Source organism: Streptomyces europaeiscabiei (assembly GCF_036346855.1).
Lineage (GTDB): Bacteria > Actinomycetota > Actinomycetes > Streptomycetales > Streptomycetaceae > Streptomyces > Streptomyces europaeiscabiei.
Genome location: NZ_CP107841.1, coordinates 2,520,740 through 2,538,324 on the forward strand (window position 1 = coordinate 2,520,740; position 17,585 = coordinate 2,538,324).

A 17,585-nucleotide genomic window follows, 5' to 3' on the forward strand; every position below is an offset into this window, starting at 1 on the left:
ACCCTCCCTGATCCGCATGACGAATTTGCGTCCGCCTGTGGCGACGCCGAGGGAACTGCGCATGCCGCCGACAAAGCCCGGACCCGATCCGGACCAGACCCCGCCCAGCCTTCCGGTGCTCAGATCCGCGAAGGTGTGGGAGACGGGCGTCGCCCCGAACGACACCCGCATACCGGGCACGCGCCGCCTTTGGCTGGCCGGTGCCCTCGCTCTCGCCGTGGTCTCCTCCTGCGTGACCGCGATCACCCTGCAGGGCTCAAAGCCTGACGACTCGTCAGAGAGGAACGGGCGTACCACCGCCGCCGACGACCGTGTCCTCCCGGCCGTCTCCCTCCCGCCCGAGTCGCCCCTCGCGACCTCGGCACCGGACGACAAGAGCGGCCTGTCGGAACCGCAGGGCTCCGAGGGCGACGCGAAGGGCGACGCGGACAAGGACAAGGACAAGGACTCCGGTTCCAAGGACTCCGACTCGTCCGACGACAAGCAGCAGGGCGGCTCGAAGCCGACCGCCGAGCCGTCGAAGTCGACGTCGCCCGCGAAGAACCCGCCGTCCTCGTCGACGTACCGGAAGTCCGTACAGGCGGTCAACTACACGGACCGGTACTGGCATCTGCAGAGCGGTGTGATCCGGCTGGACCAGGTGAGCTCCCGCAGCGGAAGCGAGACCCGGGAGGACTCGTCCTTCAAGGTCGTCTCCGGCCTCGCCAAGTCTTCCTGCTACTCCTTCAAGATGGCGGACGGCCGCTACGTCCGGCACCAGAACTTCCGGCTCCGCGTCAGCGGCAACGACGGCTCGCAGCTCTTCCGGCAGGACGCCACCTTCTGCCCCGTGCAGTCGCCGTACTCGGACGCCGTGATGCTGCAGGCGGTGAACTATCCCGACCGCTACCTGCGCCACAAGAACTTCGAGCTGGTCCTGGACCCGTACGGCTACAACACGACCGGCCGGCAGGACTTCTTCTTCCGCCTGGTGAAGGGTCTCGGCTGAGCGGCGTGACACCCGCACACGAGTGTGGCCCCCGGCGAATCGCCGGGGGCCACACCCATGTCACAGATCTCAGACGTTGAACCCGAGCGCCCGCAGCTGCTCGCGGCCGTCGTCGGTGATCTTGTCGGGGCCCCACGGGGGCATCCAGACCCAGTTGATGCGGAGCTCGTTGACGATGCCGTCCGTGGCGGACTTGGCCTGGTCCTCGATGACGTCCGTCAGCGGGCAGGCCGCGGAGGTCAGGGTCATGTCGATCGTCGCGATGTTCGCGTCGTCGATGTGGATGCCGTAGATGAGTCCGAGGTTGACGACGTCGATGCCCAGTTCCGGGTCCACGACGTCGTACAGGGCCTCGCGGACCTCCTCCTCGGAGGCCGGCTTCATCTCCAGGGTCTCGCTCATGCCGTCTTCCTTTCGACGTCGGCGTCGGCGCCCAGCGCCTGGGCCGTCGCGTCCTTCCACGCCATCCAGCTGAGGAGGGCGCACTTCACCCGCGCGGGGTACTTGGAGACACCGGCGAACGCGACCGCGTCCTCCAGCACCTCCTCCATCGCGTCGTCCGGCTCGATCTTCCCCTTGGACTGCATCAGCTCCAGGAAGGTCTCCTGGATCCTTTGCGCGTCCGCGAGGTCCTTGCCGACGAGGAGGTCGTTCAGCACGGAGGCCGACGCCTGGCTGATCGAACAACCCTGGCCCTCGTACGAGACGTCCCGCACGGTCGTGCCGTCGTACTTCACTCTCAGGGTGATCTCGTCGCCGCACGTGGGGTTCACGTGGTGCACCTCGGCGTCACCGTCCCGCAAGCCCCGCCCGTGCGGGTGCTTGTAGTGGTCCAGGATGACTTCCTGGTACATCGAATCCAGCTTCATGCGATCGCTCGTCCCCTCAGCCGAAGAAGTTCCGTACGTGCTCCAGGCCTTCGACCAGGGCGTCGACCTCGGCCGGGGTGGAGTACAGATAGAACGACGCTCGGGTGGTCGCGGGAATTCCGTAGCGCAGGCAGACGGGGCGGGCGCAGTGGTGGCCGACCCGGACCGCGATGCCCTGCTCGTCGAGGACCTGGCCCACGTCGTGCGGGTGGATGTCGCCGAGCGTGAAGGAGATCGCCGCGCCCCGGTCCTCGGCCGTCGGGGGGCCGATGATCCTGAGGTCCGGGACCTCCGTCAGCCGCTTCACCGCGTACTCGGTGATCGCGTGCTCGTGGGCGAGGATCTTGTCCATGCCGATCGAGTTCAGGTAGTCGATCGCCGCTCCCAGACCGACCGCCTGCGCGATCGGCGGGGTGCCCGCCTCGAACTTGTGCGGGGCGGGGGCGTACGTCGACGAGTGCATCGACACCGTCTCGATCATCTCGCCGCCGCCGAGGAACGGAGGCAGGTCCTCCAGGAGCTCCTGGCGGCCCCAGAGCACGCCGATGCCCGTCGGACCGCACATCTTGTGGCCGGTGAAGGCCACGAAGTCGGCCTGGAGGGCCTGTACGTCCAACGGCATGTGCGGCGCGGCCTGCGAGGCGTCGATGCAGACCAGGGCACCGACCTCCTGCGCCCGGCGCACTATCGCCTCGACGGGGTTGACCGTACCGAGGATGTTGGAGACCAGGACGAAGGAGACGATCTTCGTCTTCTCCGTGATGACCTCTTCGATGTTGGAGAGGTCGAGGCGGCCGTCGTCGGTCAGCCCGAACCACTTCAGCTTCGCGCCCGTGCGCTGCGAGAGCAGCTGCCACGGCACGATGTTGGAGTGGTGCTCCATCTCCGTGATGACGATCTCGGTCTCGGCGTCCACCCGGTAGGGCTCGTCGGCCCAGCCGAGCATGTTCGCCACGAGGTTCAGCGACTCGGAGGCGTTCTTGGTGAAGATCACCTCGTCGCGGCTGGGCGCGTTGATGAACGCGGCAGCCTTGTCGCGCGCTCCCTCGTACAGCGCCGTGGCCTCCTCGGCGAGCACATGCACACCGCGGTGGACGTTGGCGTTGTAGCGCTCGTAGTACTCGTTCAGGGCGTCCAGCACCTGGCGCGGCTTCTGCGAGGTCGCCGCGTTGTCCAGGTACACGAGCTTCTTACCGTCGTGGACCTGGCGGTCCAGGATGGGGAAGTCCTTGCGGATCGCCTCGGTGTCGAGGAGGCCCGGCAGCTGTGTCACGCGGATGCGCCACCCTTCACGTACTTGTCGTAGCCCTCGGCCTCGAGCTGGTCGGCGAGCTCCGGGCCACCGGACTCGGCGATACGGCCGTTCGCGAACACGTGCACGTGGTCGGGCTTGATGTAGCGCAGGATGCGCGTGTAGTGGGTGATCAGCAGGGTGCCGACCTCACCGGTCTCGCGGACGCGGTTCACGCCCTCCGACACGATGCGCAGCGCGTCGACGTCCAGCCCGGAGTCCGTCTCGTCGAGGATCGCGACCTTCGGACGGAGCAGTTCGAGCTGGAGGATCTCGTGGCGCTTCTTCTCACCGCCGGAGAAGCCCTCGTTCACGTTGCGCTCGGCGAAGGCGGGGTCCATGTTGAGGCGCTGCATGGCCTCCTTGACCTCCTTGACCCACAGGCGGAGCTTGGGGGCCTCGCCGCGGATCGCGGTGGCGGAGGTGCGCAGGAAGTTGGAGACGGAGACACCGGGGACCTCGACCGGGTACTGCATGGCGAGGAACAGGCCCGCGCGGGCGCGCTCGTCGACGGACATCTCGAGGACGTCCTCGCCGTCGAGGGTGACGGTGCCGCCGGTGATCGTGTACTTCGGGTGACCCGCGAGGGAGTAGGCGAGGGTCGACTTGCCGGAGCCGTTGGGGCCCATGATGGCGTGCGTCTCGCCCTGCTTCACGGTGAGGTCGACGCCCTTGAGGATCTCCTTCGTGGCGTTGTCGGCCTCGACGGTGACGTGCAGGTCGTGGATTTCAAGCGTTGCCATGGGTTCCTCAGGACTCCTGGGTGAGGGAGACGAGCACGTCGTCCCCTTCGATCTTTACGGGGTAAACGGGGACGGGGCGCGTCGCGGGAAGGCCGGACGGCTTGCCGGTTCTGAGGTCGAACGCGGAGCCGTGCAGCCAGCACTCGATCTGACAGTCCTCCACCTCGCCCTCGGAGAGCGAGACGTTCGCGTGGGAGCAGATGTCGTGGATGGCGAACACCTCGCCCTCGGTCTGCACGACCGAGACCGGCGTGCCGTCGAGTTCCACCCGCTTCGGGGTGTCCTCCTCCAGCTCGCTCAGCCCGCAGGCGCGTAGGTACGTCGAAGAGGCAGTCATCAGACCGACGCCTCCAGCTCCTCGTCGATCCGCACGAGAAGGCGTTCCTGGATGTCGGCCACGCCGATCTGCTGGACCAGCTCGGCGAAGAAACCGCGGACCACCAGGCGACGGGCTTCGTCGGCCGGGATGCCACGGGCCATCAGGTAGAAGAGCTGCTCGTCGTCGAAGCGGCCGGTCGCGGAGGCGTGGCCGGCACCGACGATCTCGCCGGTCTCGATCTCCAGGTTCGGCACCGAGTCGACCCGGGCGCCGTCCGTGAGGACCAGGTTCCGGTTCATCTCGTAGGTGTCGGTGCCCTCGGCCGTGGCCTCGATGAGCACGTCGCCGATCCACACCGCGTGGGCACCCTCGCCCTGGAGCGCGCCCTTGTAGACGGCGTTCGACTTGCAGTGCGGGACGTTGTGGTCGACCAGGAGGCGGTGCTCCTGGTGCTGGCCGGCGTCCGTGAAGTACAGACCGAAGAGCTCGGCCTCGCCGCCGGTGCCGGCGTAGGCCACGCGCGGGTGCAGTCGTACGACGTCGCCGCCGAAGGTGACCACGACGGACTTGAAGGAGGCGTCGCGGCCGATGAGGGCGTTGTGCTGGGCCACGTGCACGGCCTTGTCGTCCCAGTCCTGGACGGAGACGACGGTCAGCTTGGCACCGTCACCCAGGATGTAGTCGACGCCCGCTGCGAGCACGGCGTCACCGGTGTGGTCGATGACGACGACGGCCTCGGCGAAGGCGCCCAGCTCGACGACCTGGTGGGCGAAGGCGGTGCCGCCCTCGCCGTGCACGGCGATACGGATCGGCTCGGTGGGGACCGTCTCCTTGGGGACGGTGATCACACCGGCCTTCTCGAACGCCGAGTACGCCTGGGCGGCGACACGGTCCACCGGCATGCCGGCCCGGCCGAGGCGCGGGTCGTCACGGCCGACCAGCTCGACGGTGACGCCCTCGGGCGCCTGGACGTCGACCTTCACGGCGTCGCCGGTGGCGACGGCGGTGCCGTCGTGCAGCCCGCGCAGCCGCTCCAGCGGGGTGAACCGCCACTCCTCCTCGCGGCCGTGCGGCACGGGGAAGTCCGCCACGTCGAAGGACGGGGGCGCGCTCATGCGCGTGGCGACGGTCGACTCGGCGGCCACCGCGATCTGGCCGGCGGTGGTCGAACCCACCGGGATGTTCTGAGCCTCAGCCATGGCTGTCGGTCTGCTCTCTTCCTTCGTCAGATTTCGCTAGCTGTATCCGAAAGGGGGCGGGGGTTAACCGACCGCGCCTTCCATCTGCAGCTCGATCAGCCGGTTGAGCTCCAGCGCGTACTCCATCGGCAGCTCCTTCGCGATCGGCTCGACGAAGCCGCGCACGATCATCGCCATCGCCTCGAACTCGGTCATGCCACGGCTCATCAGGTAGAAGAGCTGGTCGTCGCTGACCTTGGAGACCGTCGCCTCGTGCCCCATGGACACGTCGTCCTCACGGACGTCGACGTACGGGTAGGTGTCCGAGCGCGAGATGGTGTCGACGAGCAGCGCGTCGCACAGCACGTTCGACTTGGAGCCGTGAGCGCCCTCGCCGATCTCGACGAGACCACGGTAGGACGTACGGCCGCCACCGCGCGCCACCGACTTGGAGACGATGTTGGAGGAGGTGTTCGGCGCCATGTGGACCATCTTGGAGCCGGCGTCCTGGTGCTGCCCCTCGCCCGCGAAGGCGATGGAGAGGGTCTCGCCCTTGGCGTGCTCGCCCATCAGGTAGACGGCCGGGTACTTCATGGTGACCTTGGAGCCGATGTTGCCGTCGATCCACTCCATGGTCGCGCCCTCGTACGCCACGGCGCGCTTGGTGACCAGGTTGTAGACGTTGTTCGACCAGTTCTGGATGGTCGTGTAGCGGCAGCGGGCGCCCTTCTTGACGATGATCTCGACGACCGCGGAGTGCAGGGAGTCCGACTTGTAGATCGGGGCCGTACAACCCTCGACGTAGTGGACGTAGGCGTCCTCGTCGACGATGATCAGCGTCCGCTCGAACTGGCCCATGTTCTCCGTGTTGATGCGGAAGTAGGCCTGGAGCGGGATCTCCACGTGCACGCCCTTCGGCACGTAGATGAAGGAGCCGCCGGACCACACGGCCGTGTTCAGCGACGCGAACTTGTTGTCGCCGACCGGGATGACGGTCCCGAAGTACTCCTTGAAGAGATCCGGGTGCTCCTTGAGGGCGGTGTCGGTGTCCAGGAAGATGACACCCTGCTCCTCCAGGTCCTCGCGGATCTGGTGGTAGACGACCTCGGACTCGTACTGGGCCGCGACACCGGCGACGAGGCGCTGCTTCTCCGCCTCGGGGATGCCGAGCCTGTCGTACGTGTTCTTGATGTCCTCGGGCAGGTCCTCCCAGGACTCCGCCTGCTTCTCCGTGGAGCGCACGAAGTACTTGATGTTGTCGAAGTCGATGCCGGAGAGGTCCGAGCCCCAGTTCGGCATGGGCTTCTTCTCGAAGAGGCGCAGGCCCTTGAGACGGAGCTTGGTCATCCACTCCGGCTCGTTCTTCTTCGCGGAGATGTCGCGGACGACGTCCTCGTTGATACCGCGCTTGGCAGAGGCACCGGCCACGTCGGAGTCGGCCCAGCCGTATTCGTAGTTGCCCAGACCCTCGAGCTCGGGGTGGGCAGTCTCCTCGATGGGGAGCGTCATGCGGGGTTCCTCCCGGCGGTACTTGCAGATGCGGTGTCGGTGGCTGTCTTGGAAATTCTGGGGATGAACGTCGTGCAGACGCCGTCGCCGTGGGCGATGGTGGCCAGCCGCTGGACGTGCGTGCCGAGCAGTTCGGCGAAGAGTTCGGTCTCGGCCTCGCAGAGCTGCGGGAACTGCTCGGCCACATGGGCCACCGGGCAGTGGTGCTGGCAGAGCTGCTCACCCTGGTGGGGATGGGGCGCGCTGCGCGCCGTTGCAGCGTACCCGTCAGCGCTCAGGGCCTTGGCCAGGGCTTCGGTCTTCCGATCGGGGTCCGCGGCCTCGACGGCCGTGCGGTAGGCACCGGCCTCGGCGGCGACCCGGGCGCGGGCGAAGGCGGCGACCGCCTGCTCCCCGCCCTCCTGGTCCGCGATCCAGCGGAGCGCGTCCGTGGCGAGCTTGTCGTACGACTGGTCGAAGGCGTCCCGCCCGCAGTCCGTCAGGGCGAACACCTTGGCCGGGCGTCCGCGCGTACGCGCGCCGTAGACGCGCTGCTCACGGGGTTGCACGACATCGTCGCCGACCAGTGCGTCGAGGTGACGGCGGACGGCCGCCTGGGTGAGCCCGAGGCGCCCGGCGAGGTCGGCCACGGTGGACGGGCCGTGGGACAGGATGGACCGCGCGACCCGGTTGCGTGTGGACCGCTCCCCGGTCGCGAGTTCCTCCTGCGGAGCCTCGCCAACGTTTTTCACAACGCCATTGTTGCGTAATTCCTCAGAGAGGGGCAAGCCGCGGCCGGACGGGCGGGCGGTGCCGTGCATCACTTAGGTATACCTAAGATGACCTGCGGAAACGATCATTGATCGATCAAACGGGTGGCGCCGCGCGGGTCGCTCCGGAAGACTGCCACACCATGTCGACAACCCCTCCCACCGGCCCACTTGTCACTCGTGCCGGCTTGGCGGCGGACCTGCGCGCCGCCGGTGTCGAGCCCGGTGAGACCCTCCTCGTGCACTCCTCGCTCCGTGCGCTCGGCTGGGTCTGCGGAGGTGCCGGCGCGGTCGTCGAGGCGCTGCTCGACGTACTGGGTCCGGACGGCACCCTGGTCGTCCCCAGCCAGTCCGGGCAGCTCTCCGACCCGGCGTTTTGGGCGTACCCGCCGGTGCCCGAGGAGTGGTGGGAGCTGATCCGGGCGACCATGCCGGCGTACGACCCCCGGACCACGCCCACGCGCGGGATCGGCGTGATCCCCGAGACTGTGCGGACCTGGCCGGGCGCCCTGCGCAGCGCGCACCCGCAGACGTCGTTCGCGGCGATCGGCGCGGGCGCGGCGGCGATCCTCGCGGACCACGCCCCCGACTGCCGCCTCGGCGAGCGCAGCCCCCTGGCCCGGCTGGAGAAGGCGGGCGCCCGCGTGCTCCTGCTCGGCGCGGGCTACGACACCTGCACCAGCTTCCACCTCGCCGAATACCGGATCCCCTCGCCCCGGGTCGAGGTCGGCAGGCCGGGCCCGGACGGCTGGGAGGTGGTGACCGAGGTGGCGATCGACTCGGACCGGTTCGACGAGCTGGGGTACGACTTCGAGCGCGACCGCGGGGTCGTCCGCGGAAAGGCCGGCGCGGCGGACGTACGTCTGTTCCCGGTGGCCGACGCGGTGGCGTACGCCGAGCGCTGGCTCCCGTTGCACCGTCCCCGTGAGGAGGAGATCTCCGGACCCGGCCGCCTCGGCACCCGGCCGCCTACCTAGACTCGGGCCCATGCGAAGCGACCCCGTGGTCCAGGTCCGGTCCCTGGTGAAACGGTACGGCGACAAGACCGCGGTGGACGGCCTGGACCTGGCGGCCGGGGCGGGCGTCACCGCCGTGCTCGGCCCCAACGGCGCGGGGAAGACGACCACGATCGAGACCTGCGAGGGCTACCGGAAGCCGGACTCCGGTTCGGTGTCCGTCCTCGGCCTCGACCCGGTCCGCGAGGCCGCCGCGCTGCGCCCCCGGATAGGCGTGATGCTCCAGTCCGGTGGCGTCTACTCCGGCGCCCGCGCCGACGAGATGCTCCGGCACGTGGCCGGGCTGCACGCCCACCCCCTCGACGTGGACGCCCTCGTCGAGCGCCTCGGGCTCGGAAGCTGCGGCCGTACGACCTACCGGCGGCTCTCCGGCGGCCAGCAGCAGCGCCTCGCCCTCGCGATGGCCGTGGTCGGCCGCCCCGAGCTGGTCTTCCTCGACGAGCCGACCGCCGGCCTCGACCCGCAGGCCCGCCGGGCCACCTGGGAGCTGGTCCGGGACCTGCGCGCGGACGGCGTCTCGGTCATCCTCACCACGCACTACATGGACGAGGCCGAGCAGCTCGCCGACGACGTCGCGATCATCGACGGCGGCAGGGTCATCGCCCAGGGCCCCCCGGAGGAGCTGTGCCGGGGCGGCGCCGAGAACACTCTGCGCTTCACCGGCCGCCCGGCCCTCGATGTGGGCTCCCTGCTCAAGGCCCTCCCGGCGGACTCCACCGCCGTCGAACTGACGCCCGGCGTCTACCGGGTGACCGGCAAGATCGACCCGCAGCTCCTCGCGACCGTCGCCTCCTGGTGCGCCCAGCACGGGGTGATGCCGGACCGGATCTCGGTGGAACGGCACACCCTAGAAGACGTCTTCCTGGAGCTGACCGGCAAGGAGCTGCGTTCATGATTCCGGCGAGCACACGGATCGGCCGGGGGTCCGGGGGTCGTCCCCCGGAAAGGCACAGCCTGGAGCTGACCGGCAAGGAGTTGCGTTCATGATTCCGGCGAGCACACGGATCGGCCGGGGGTCCGGGGGTCGTCCCCCGGAAAGGCACAGCCTGGAGCTGACCGGCAAGGAGCTGCGTTCATGAGCGCGCGTACGAACACGGGCATGTACACGCCGAAGCCGGGTGCCGCCCCCCTTCCCCGCATGATCGCGGCGCAGGCGGCCCTGGAGACGAGGATGCTGCTGCGCAACGGCGAGCAGCTGCTTCTGACGGTCGTCATCCCGACCCTGCTGCTGGTGCTGTTCGGCTCGGTGGACATCGTCGACACGGGCGCGGGCAGGCCGGTCGACTTCCTTGCCCCCGGCGTCCTCGCGCTCGCCGTGATGTCGACGGCGTTCACCGGCCAGGCCATCGCCACCGGCTTCGAACGCCGCTACGGCGTGCTGAAGCGGCTGGCGGTCTCGCCGCTCCCCCGCTGGGGCCTGATGACCGCGAAGACACTGTCCGTACTGGTCACGGAGATCCTCCAGGTCGTCCTGCTCACCGTGGTCGCCTTCGCGATGGGCTGGAACCCGCACGGCAACCCCTTCGCCGTGCTGCTCCTGCTGATCCTCGGCACGGCCGCCTTCTCGGGTCTCGGTCTGCTGATGGCGGGCACGCTGAAGGCGGAGGCGACGCTCGCGGCGGCGAACCTGGTCTTCCTGCTGCTGCTCGTGGGCGGTGGCGTCGTCGTCCCGCTGGACAAGTTCCCGGACGCGGCACAGAGCGTGCTCGGGCTGCTGCCGATCGCCGCCCTGTCGGACGGGCTGCGGGACGTCCTCCAGCACGGCGCCGGGATGCCGTGGGGCGACCTCGGAATCCTCGCCGTGTGGGCGATGCTCGGGCTGGGCGCTGCCGCCCGGTTCTTCCGCTGGGAATAGCCGCAGCTCACAGCCATGGCCACACCCTCGTGAACGCGTGCACAAGCGGCGGGCCTACCATGGTGCGCGTGCCGAAACCGACCCGCGACGACCTCGTCTCCGCTGCGCGCAACCCGCTCGCCTTCATCGCCGACCGCTGGACCCCGGACCCCAGAACGGTCCGGCGCGCGGCCCTCGCCGCCCTCGTCATGGCGGTGGCCATCGTGGTGACCGGTGGTGCCGTGCGGCTCACCGGGTCGGGCCTCGGCTGCCCGACCTGGCCCAAGTGCACCGACGACTCGCTCACCGCGACCCGGGCGATGGGTGTGCACGGCGCCATCGAGTTCGGCAACCGCATGCTGACGTACGTACTGTGCGCGGCGGTCGGCTGGGCGATCGTCGCCGCGCGCTCGCAGAAGCCGTACCGGCGCAGCCTGACCAGGCTTGGCTGGACGCAGTTCTGGGTGGTCATGAGCAACGCGGTGCTCGGCGGGATCGTCGTGCTGGTCGGCCTCAACCCGTACACGGTGGCCGCGCACTTCATGCTCTCCACCGCGCTCATCGCCGTCGCGGCCGTGATGTGGCACCGCACCGGCGAGGCCGACACCGCCCCGCGTCCGCTGGTCGGCAAGGCGGTGCAGCAGCTGGTGTGGGTCCTGGTGGGCGTCACGCTGCTGCTGATCGCGGTGGGCACCGTCGTCACGGGCGCCGGCCCGCACGCCGGTGACTCCAGCAAGGTCGAGCGCATCCCGCTGAACTGGGAGAACGTCACCAAGCTGCACGCGGTCCTGGCCTGGATCGTGGTGACGCTCGCCTTCGCCCTGTGGTTCGTCCTGAAGGCGGTCGACGCCCCGCGCGGACCGCTGGACCGCACCCGCGACCTGTTCCTGGTCCTCCTCGCCCAGGGCGCCATCGGCTACGTCCAGTACTTCACCGACCTCCCGGAAGTCCTGGTCGGCGCCCACATGTTCGGCTCCTGCCTGGTGTGGATCGCCACCCTCCGGGTGCTGCTGGCCCTGCGTGAACGACCGGCGGACGCGGTGGACGTGCCGGGTCCGGCCGTCGCGGAGTCGCCGGTCGCCGCGCGCGGCTGAGGCCGGGACGGGCCTGCGCCCGCCGGGTCAGCCGTACGTGCGTACGAGGTCGTCGATCGCCGGGCCGAGGAACCGCCGGGTCAGCTCGCCCCGATACGGCACCTCCTCGGCCCGCTGCCCGTAGCGGCGCCGCCTGATGTCCTCGACCACCTCGGCGGGCGCTTCCAGGGTGGGCAGCAGGTCAAGGGCCTCGCGCTTGGAGATCAGGCGGTCCTCGCGCAGGGTGGCGGTGGCGCGGGCGAAGGTGAGCAGTCCGAGGTCGACCCAGATGTCCTGCTCCCAGAGATGGGCCCTGTCGACCGCCGGGCGCCAGAACTCCCGCTGGTCGCGGACGACGAAGGCGCCCAGCTCGATGACGGAGACCGGTGGCAGCAGTGCCTCGGGCGGTTCACCGTGCAGGACCAGGCCGAAGGTGTGCAGCTCGCGTCGGGTGACCGGGGTGACCGTCCGCCGGAACAGCTTTCGGTGGGCCCAGGTGAGGTGCTTGCGCTCGGCGTCGTCCGCCGTGCCGGGGGCCAGGTAGGTGCAGTGCAGGTGGGCGGCGAGCGGCTCGTCACGCAGACGGGCGTGGAGCCGCCCCGCCCGCCAGGCCGTCCGGGCGGTGACCGGACCGTCCAGGACGGCGATCAGGTCCAGGTCGCTGCGGCCCTCCTGGTAGTCGCCTCCGCCGAGGGAGCCGTGGGCCCAGACGGCGAGCGGGCCGAGTTCCCGGAGCTCGTCGAGGAAGCGTCGGACCAAAACCGCGGTGTCGCCGACGAGGTCGGGTAAGCCGGCGATCGCCTTGTCACGTGTCATGCCGCCAGTCTCTCCGGCTCACCCCAGCCCGTACACCCGCACATCAGTTCTCTCCGACTCACCCCAGCCCGTACACCCGTCGCGCGTTCCCCGCCGCGATCAGTCCCGCCACGCGCTGCGCGTCCGCCAGTGACCAGGCGCCCTCCGCCACCCAGGTCCCCAGCACCCGGGCCAGCGCCTCACGGAACAGCCGGGCCCCGACCACGTGCAGCTCGGGCAGGCCCTGGGCGCCGCTGGAGAAGAGGAGCTTGCCGAAGGGGGCGAGTTCGAGGACCTCGGCGAGTACGGCGGTGGCGCGTGCGCCGGTGCGGACGAGTTCGGCGCCCAGGTCGGCGTAGACGTGCGGGAAGACACCGGCGAGGTGGGCCGCGTGGCGGTGGTACGGGTAGCCGTGCAGCAGGACCAGGTCGGTGCCGAGGCCCGCCGTGGCGCGGGCGAAGTCGGTGAGCAGGACGGGGTCGGTGGCGTCGATGCGCAGGCCCGGTTCGCCGAGGCCCGCGTGGAGTTGGAGGGGGCGGCCCGAGGCGACGGCGATCCACAGCAGGTGGCGCAGCAGGACCGGGTCGGTGAGCACTCCGCCGACCGGCCGGTGCGCGAGCCAGCGCCCCACCGCGCCGCGCACCTCCCCCGGGCCGGGCGGCTCGGGCGCGAACGCCAGGCCGTGCCGTACGCCCGCCACCGACGCGAAGGCGACGGCGTTCGCGGCGGCCGCGTGCACCGACTCGGCGAGATTGGCCAGGAACGACTCGACGGTGCCGGAGGTGTCCGCGACCTGCTCGGCGAGGAGTTCGAGGCGGACGATCTCGTGGGCGTCCGCGTCCGCGGTGGAGGCCATCTCGCCCGGCCCGGTGAGGTCCCCAGGCAGCCCCGTGTCGACGAGGTAGGTCGTGATGCCACTGCCCCGGAGCAGCCTGCGCCCCGCCTCCAGTACGCCCAGCTCGCGGCGCCGGGCCAGGTAACGGGCCGGTGGGCAGTGCGGTTCCAGGCCCAGCAGGGGCGGGCACCAGCGGCGCACGGCGAAGCCCGTCTGGGTGTCGAAGAAGGTGGTGCCGGGCGCCGGCGGGCCCTCACTGCGGGCGAGGTGGGCCTCGAAGGTGCCGAGGCCCAGCTCCGTTCGCAGTACGCCGTGGCAGTACTGGTCCACGAGGGACGGCGTTTCGATCATCGGGCTCCCCGAGGCTGGACCTGTGAACTCCCACAGGTCCTAACGGGTGAGCCGGGCTCAGGTGTTGCTGTTGGCGGGGCCGCCGACCTGGATTCCGGCCATCCGCGACCACTCGTACGGGCCGGTCCGCACCTTGGCGGCGAACTCTCCGTCGAAGTCCTCGTGGACGGTGACGCCGGCCTTCTGCACGGCCTGCTCGGCGATGGGGTGGCTGGGGGCCACCAGGTCGCCCCAGCCGCCGTCCTCACCGACGAGCACGATGCGGGCTCCGAGCCGGCCGATGTAGGCGACCTGGGCCTCGGCTCCGCCGTGGGCCTTGGAGAAGGCGGTGATCTGCTTGGCGAGCTTGGCCGCCTTGCGCTCGGCCTTGGCGGCCTGCTTGGCGTCGGTGCCCTCGTCAACCTGCTTGGTGTCTGCCATGGCCAGGATGCTACCGATGGGTAGAGCAGGGGACGACGCCAGGCCCACGTGGCCTTGAACACGAAACCCGCGCCCTTTGTTCTTCAGAGGCGCGGGGATCCGCGTTCTTCGGGAGCGCGGAGATCCGCGCGACAGGCCACGAACCACCCGCGGCCGAAGGATTCAGCGCAGGAACGGGTCCACCGCCACTGCCACGAACAGCAGCGACACGTACGTGATCGACCAGTGGAACAGACGCATTTCCTTGAGCTTGCCGCCGGTCGCGCCGCTCTTCGCGCGGTTCTGGAGGGCGTGGGCCTCCCAGAGCCACCAGCCGCCGGTCACCACGGCGACCGCCGTGTAGAACCAGCCCGTGTAGCCGAGCGGGGTCAGCATCAGGGAGACCGCCACCATCACCCAGCTGTAGAGGACGATCTGCCGCGCGACCACCCTGTTGGAGGCGACCACCGGAAGCATCGGGACGCCGACGCGGGCGTAGTCGTCCTTGACCTTCATGGAGAGCGGCCAGTAGTGCGGCGGCGTCCAGAAGAAGATGACCAGGAAGAGGATCACCGCGGCCCACGACATCGAGTTCGTGACGGCGGACCAGCCGATGAGGACCGGCATGCAGCCGGCGATGCCGCCCCAGACGATGTTCTGGGACGTACGTCGTTTGAGGATCATGGTGTAGACGACGACGTAGAAGAGGAGCGCCCCGAGCGACAGCCAGGCGGACAGCCAGTTGACGAGGAGCCCGAACCAGGCGGTGGCGACGACCGCGAGGGTGATGCCGAAGACGAGGCCCTCACGGGGGGTGACCATGCCGGTGACCAGCGGGCGCTGCGAGGTGCGCTCCATGAGCGCGTCGATGTCCCGGTCGATGTACATGTTGAGCGCGTTGGCACCGCCCGCCGAGAGGTAGCCGCCGATGCATGTGGCGAGCACCAGCCAGAGATCCGGGACGCCCTGCTCCGCGAGGAACATCACCGGAACGGTGGTGATCAGCAGAAGCTCGATGATCCGTGGCTTCGTGAGCGCCACGAACGCCTTGGCTCGGGCCCCGATCGGCCGCTGACCCCGGCTGCTGCTCGTGCTGCTCGCCCCGAGCACTCCCGGTGGACGGGATTCGACGGCCGTCACGCACACCCCTGACAGAGACTCCCAGCAAGCCTTTCGGTTGTGAACTCCCCGTAACGGCTCGCGCGTACCACGCCACTGTAGACGTTGCCCAGAGCCAGCCTTTCAAGGGGGTGGGGTCGTGTTTGGGAGGCACCCCGTGGCGAGCCGAACACACTTCGGTTGAGCAGTCGGATGAGCGGTTCCGTATTCAGATGTCGAACAGCGGAACCCCCTGGTCTCAGCATGCGAGCCACTGGTCGGGAGGCGGACCTGACACAGTCCCGGCAGTCTGGAAATGACTCGAAAAAATGCGCGTTCCTACGGGGGTAGGCTCGACAACGGCCGGTGCCGTGAAGAACACCGGCACGAGACATGTGGAGAGGAGCCCTGACCCAGGGTGAGCAGCAAGCCGACCACTACAGACCTCGCGTGGACCGAGTTGGACCAGCGTGCCGTCGACACGGCCCGAGTCCTGGCAGCCGACGCCGTACAGAAGGTCGGCAACGGCCATCCGGGTACGGCGATGAGCCTCGCGCCCGCCGCGTACACCCTCTTCCAGAAGGTGATGCGCCACGACCCCGCCGACCCCGACTGGGTGGGCCGTGACCGGTTCGTCCTGTCCGCCGGCCACTCCTCCCTGACCCTCTACATCCAGCTGTACCTGGGTGGCTTCGGCCTGGAGCTGGAGGACCTGGAGTCCTTCCGCACCTGGGGTTCGAAGACCCCGGGCCACCCGGAGTACGGGCACACCAAGGCCGTCGAGACGACGACCGGGCCGCTGGGCCAGGGTGTCGCCAACGCGGTGGGCATGGCGATGGCCGCCCGTTACGAGCGCGGTCTGTTCGACCCCGAGACCGCCGTCGGCGAGTCGCCGTTCGATCACCACATCTTCGTGATCGCCGGTGACGGCTGTCTCCAGGAGGGCATCTCCGCCGAGGCGTCCTCGCTGGCCGGTCACCAGAAGCTCGGCAACCTGGTCCTGTTGTGGGACGACAACCACATCTCGATCGAGGGCGACACCGAGACGGCCGTCTCCGAGGACACCGCCAAGCGGTACGAGGCGTACGGCTGGCACGTGCAGCGCGTCGAGCCGAAGGCGAACGGCGACCTCGACCCGGCCGCGCTGTTCGAGGCGATCGAGGCCGCGAAGGCCGTCACCGACAGGCCGTCGTTCATCGCGATGCGCTCGATCATCGCCTGGCCCGCCCCCAACGCGCAGAACACCGAGGCCGCGCACGGCTCGGCACTCGGCGCGGACGAGGTCGCGGCCACCAAGCGGGTTCTCGGCTTCGACCCGGAGAAGAACTTCGAGGTCGCGGGCGAGGTCATCGCGCACACGCGCGCCCTGGGCGAGCGTGGCCGTGAGGCCCGTGCCGTCTGGGAGAAGCAGCTCCAGGAGTGGCGCGACGGCAACGCCGAGCGGGCCGCGGAGTTCGACCGGATCAGCGCGGGCGAGCTGCCCGAGGGCTGGGAGTCGCACCTGCCGGAGTTCGAGACGGGCAAGAGCGTCGCGACGCGTGCCGCGTCCGGCAAGGTCCTGCAGGCGCTCGGCGCGGTCGTCCCCGAACTGTGGGGCGGCTCGGCCGACCTCGCCGGTTCGAACAACACGACGATCGACAAGACGTCGTCCTTCCTCCCGGCGGACAACCCGCTGGCGGAGGCGAACCCCTACGGCCGCACGATCCACTTCGGCATCCGCGAGCACTCCATGGCCGCGGAGATGAACGGCATCGCGCTGCACGGCAACACCCGTATCTTCGGCGGCACGTTCCTGGTGTTCTCCGACTACATGCGCAACGCCGTACGCCTGTCCGCGCTGATGCACCTGCCGGTGACGTACGTCTGGACGCACGACTCCATCGGTCTCGGCGAGGACGGCCCGACCCACCAGCCGGTCGAACACCTGGCCTCCCTGCGGGCGATCCCGGGCCTGAACATCGTCCGCCCGGCCGACGCCAACGAGACGACGATCGCCTGGCGCGAGATCCTCAAGCGCTGGACCAAGGAGTTCGGCAAGGGCGCCCCGCACGGTCTGGCGCTCACCCGCCAGGGCGTGCCGACGTACGAGGCCAACGAGAATGCCGCCAAGGGTGGTTACGTCCTGTTCGACGCCGAGGGCGGCGACGCCCAGGTCGTCCTGATCGCCACCGGGTCCGAGGTGCACGTGGCCGTGGAGGCCCGTGAGCGGCTCCAGGCGCAGGGCGTGCCCACCCGGGTGGTGTCCATGCCGTCCGTGGAGTGGTTCGAGGAGCAGGACCAGGGGTACCGGGACAGCGTTCTGCCGCCGGCCGTCAAGGCGCGGGTCGCGGTCGAGGCCGGTATCGGTCTGACCTGGCACCGGTACGTCGGTGACGCCGGCCGCATCGTTTCGCTGGAGCACTTCGGCGCTTCGGCCGACGGCAAGGTCCTCTTCCAGGAGTTCGGCTTCACTGCCGAGAACGTGGCCGCGGTCGCGCAGGAATCGCTCGCAGCCGCTCAGCGCTGACGCTCTACACACGACACGTAGGAGATGGAATT

Annotated in this window: 18 protein-coding genes; 6 read left to right on the forward strand and 12 right to left on the reverse strand. The window is 69.6% G+C overall.

Annotated features, from left to right (window positions below):
- The first annotated feature begins 61 nt into the window (after positions 1–61).
- Positions 62–988, forward strand: coding sequence for an AbfB domain-containing protein (locus tag OG858_RS10905; protein WP_328544960.1), 927 nt, complete (start codon positions 62–64; stop codon positions 986–988).
- A 69-nt stretch (positions 989–1,057) separates the two neighbouring features.
- Here OG858_RS10905 and OG858_RS10910 read toward each other — a convergent pair whose 3' ends face one another.
- The 8 genes from OG858_RS10910 to OG858_RS10945 all read right to left on the reverse strand — a co-directional run bounded on the left by OG858_RS10910 (position 1,058) and on the right by OG858_RS10945 (position 7,628).
- On the reverse strand, positions 1,058–1,390 hold the full coding sequence (locus tag OG858_RS10910; RefSeq protein ID WP_005477879.1) for a metal-sulfur cluster assembly factor: 333 nt from the start codon (positions 1,388–1,390) through the stop codon (positions 1,058–1,060).
- The gene (gene sufU / locus OG858_RS10915) at positions 1,387–1,857 is read right to left on the reverse strand and encodes a Fe-S cluster assembly sulfur transfer protein SufU (RefSeq protein ID WP_037691485.1); all 471 of its coding nucleotides are present in this window, start codon (positions 1,855–1,857) and stop codon (positions 1,387–1,389) included. Before sufU ends, OG858_RS10910 begins: the two co-directional genes overlap by 4 nt.
- A gap of 16 nt (positions 1,858–1,873) precedes the next feature.
- Positions 1,874–3,130 (reverse strand): cysteine desulfurase, encoded by a 1,257-nt coding sequence (locus tag OG858_RS10920; RefSeq protein WP_037691486.1) that lies wholly within the window; start codon positions 3,128–3,130, stop codon positions 1,874–1,876.
- Positions 3,127–3,891 carry a Fe-S cluster assembly ATPase SufC gene (gene sufC / locus OG858_RS10925; RefSeq protein ID WP_037691488.1) on the reverse strand — a complete coding sequence of 255 codons (765 nt, stop codon included), beginning with the start codon at positions 3,889–3,891 and terminating at the stop codon, positions 3,127–3,129. Before sufC ends, OG858_RS10920 begins: the two co-directional genes overlap by 4 nt.
- Before the next feature lie 7 nt (positions 3,892–3,898).
- On the reverse strand, positions 3,899–4,228 hold the full coding sequence (locus tag OG858_RS10930; protein ID WP_037691490.1) for a non-heme iron oxygenase ferredoxin subunit: 330 nt from the start codon (positions 4,226–4,228) through the stop codon (positions 3,899–3,901).
- Positions 4,228–5,409, reverse strand: coding sequence for a Fe-S cluster assembly protein SufD (sufD, locus tag OG858_RS10935; protein ID WP_328544959.1), 1,182 nt, complete (start codon positions 5,407–5,409; stop codon positions 4,228–4,230). Before sufD ends, OG858_RS10930 begins: the two co-directional genes overlap by 1 nt.
- A 63-nt stretch (positions 5,410–5,472) precedes the next feature.
- The gene (gene sufB, locus OG858_RS10940) at positions 5,473–6,897 is read right to left on the reverse strand and encodes a Fe-S cluster assembly protein SufB (protein ID WP_328544958.1); all 1,425 of its coding nucleotides are present in this window, start codon (positions 6,895–6,897) and stop codon (positions 5,473–5,475) included.
- Entirely contained in the window at positions 6,894–7,628 is a 735-nt protein-coding gene (locus OG858_RS10945) for a helix-turn-helix transcriptional regulator (RefSeq protein WP_086747587.1), read from the reverse strand. Before OG858_RS10945 ends, sufB begins: the two co-directional genes overlap by 4 nt.
- A gap of 161 nt (positions 7,629–7,789) precedes the next feature.
- On the opposite strand from OG858_RS10945, the gene OG858_RS10950 reads away from it, so the two are divergent.
- The 4 genes from OG858_RS10950 to OG858_RS10965 all read left to right on the forward strand — a co-directional run bounded on the left by OG858_RS10950 (position 7,790) and on the right by OG858_RS10965 (position 11,590).
- Positions 7,790–8,623, forward strand: a complete 834-nt coding sequence (locus tag OG858_RS10950) for an aminoglycoside N(3)-acetyltransferase (RefSeq protein WP_328544957.1) — start codon at positions 7,790–7,792, stop codon at positions 8,621–8,623.
- Positions 8,624–8,633: 10 nt separating this feature from the next.
- Positions 8,634–9,557, forward strand: a complete 924-nt coding sequence (locus tag OG858_RS10955; RefSeq protein ID WP_086747589.1) for an ABC transporter ATP-binding protein — start codon at positions 8,634–8,636, stop codon at positions 9,555–9,557.
- A 180-nt stretch (positions 9,558–9,737) separates the two neighbouring features.
- Positions 9,738–10,517, forward strand: coding sequence for an ABC transporter permease (locus OG858_RS10960; RefSeq protein ID WP_086747590.1), 780 nt, complete (start codon positions 9,738–9,740; stop codon positions 10,515–10,517).
- Positions 10,518–10,576: 59 nt separating this feature from the next.
- Entirely contained in the window at positions 10,577–11,590 is a 1,014-nt protein-coding gene (locus tag OG858_RS10965; protein WP_086747591.1) for a COX15/CtaA family protein, read from the forward strand.
- 27 nt (positions 11,591–11,617) lie between these two features.
- Here OG858_RS10965 and OG858_RS10970 read toward each other — a convergent pair whose 3' ends face one another.
- The 4 genes from OG858_RS10970 to OG858_RS10985 all read right to left on the reverse strand — a co-directional run bounded on the left by OG858_RS10970 (position 11,618) and on the right by OG858_RS10985 (position 15,089).
- Positions 11,618–12,385 (reverse strand): nucleotidyltransferase domain-containing protein, encoded by a 768-nt coding sequence (locus OG858_RS10970; protein ID WP_328544956.1) that lies wholly within the window; start codon positions 12,383–12,385, stop codon positions 11,618–11,620.
- Between the two features lie 58 nt (positions 12,386–12,443).
- A complete protein-coding gene (locus tag OG858_RS10975) occupies positions 12,444–13,550 on the reverse strand; it encodes an amidohydrolase family protein (protein ID WP_086747593.1) in 1,107 nt (368 codons plus the stop codon).
- A gap of 57 nt (positions 13,551–13,607) precedes the next feature.
- Positions 13,608–13,970 carry a hypothetical protein gene (locus tag OG858_RS10980; RefSeq protein ID WP_086747594.1) on the reverse strand — a complete coding sequence of 121 codons (363 nt, stop codon included), beginning with the start codon at positions 13,968–13,970 and terminating at the stop codon, positions 13,608–13,610.
- A gap of 162 nt (positions 13,971–14,132) precedes the next feature.
- Positions 14,133–15,089 carry a heme o synthase gene (locus tag OG858_RS10985; RefSeq protein WP_086747595.1) on the reverse strand — a complete coding sequence of 319 codons (957 nt, stop codon included), beginning with the start codon at positions 15,087–15,089 and terminating at the stop codon, positions 14,133–14,135.
- A gap of 376 nt (positions 15,090–15,465) precedes the next feature.
- Here OG858_RS10985 and tkt point away from each other — a divergent pair, with 376 nt between their 5' ends.
- The gene (gene tkt, locus OG858_RS10990) at positions 15,466–17,553 is read left to right on the forward strand and encodes a transketolase (protein ID WP_328544955.1); all 2,088 of its coding nucleotides are present in this window, start codon (positions 15,466–15,468) and stop codon (positions 17,551–17,553) included.
- Positions 17,554–17,585: the final 32 nt, after the last annotated feature.

Excerpts from the sequence above, each read along its gene's own strand:
- OG858_RS10905 (WP_328544960.1), top strand. The coding sequence starts at position 62 with ATGCCGCCGACAAAGCCCGGACCCGATCCGGACCAGACCCCGCCCAGC.
- OG858_RS10910 (WP_005477879.1), bottom strand. The coding sequence starts at position 1,390 with ATGAGCGAGACCCTGGAGATGAAGCCGGCCTCCGAGGAGGAGGTCCGC.
- sufU (WP_037691485.1), bottom strand. The coding sequence starts at position 1,857 with ATGAAGCTGGATTCGATGTACCAGGAAGTCATCCTGGACCACTACAAG.
- sufC (WP_037691488.1), bottom strand. The coding sequence starts at position 3,891 with ATGGCAACGCTTGAAATCCACGACCTGCACGTCACCGTCGAGGCCGAC.
- OG858_RS10930 (WP_037691490.1), bottom strand. The coding sequence starts at position 4,228 with ATGACTGCCTCTTCGACGTACCTACGCGCCTGCGGGCTGAGCGAGCTG.
- sufD (WP_328544959.1), bottom strand. The coding sequence starts at position 5,409 with ATGGCTGAGGCTCAGAACATCCCGGTGGGTTCGACCACCGCCGGCCAG.
- sufB (WP_328544958.1), bottom strand. The coding sequence starts at position 6,897 with ATGACGCTCCCCATCGAGGAGACTGCCCACCCCGAGCTCGAGGGTCTG.
- OG858_RS10950 (WP_328544957.1), top strand. The coding sequence starts at position 7,790 with ATGTCGACAACCCCTCCCACCGGCCCACTTGTCACTCGTGCCGGCTTG.
- OG858_RS10955 (WP_086747589.1), top strand. The coding sequence starts at position 8,634 with ATGCGAAGCGACCCCGTGGTCCAGGTCCGGTCCCTGGTGAAACGGTAC.
- OG858_RS10960 (WP_086747590.1), top strand. The coding sequence starts at position 9,738 with ATGAGCGCGCGTACGAACACGGGCATGTACACGCCGAAGCCGGGTGCC.
- OG858_RS10965 (WP_086747591.1), top strand. The coding sequence starts at position 10,577 with ATGGTGCGCGTGCCGAAACCGACCCGCGACGACCTCGTCTCCGCTGCG.
- OG858_RS10970 (WP_328544956.1), bottom strand. The coding sequence starts at position 12,385 with ATGACACGTGACAAGGCGATCGCCGGCTTACCCGACCTCGTCGGCGAC.
- OG858_RS10975 (WP_086747593.1), bottom strand. The coding sequence starts at position 13,550 with ATGATCGAAACGCCGTCCCTCGTGGACCAGTACTGCCACGGCGTACTG.
- OG858_RS10980 (WP_086747594.1), bottom strand. The coding sequence starts at position 13,970 with ATGGCAGACACCAAGCAGGTTGACGAGGGCACCGACGCCAAGCAGGCC.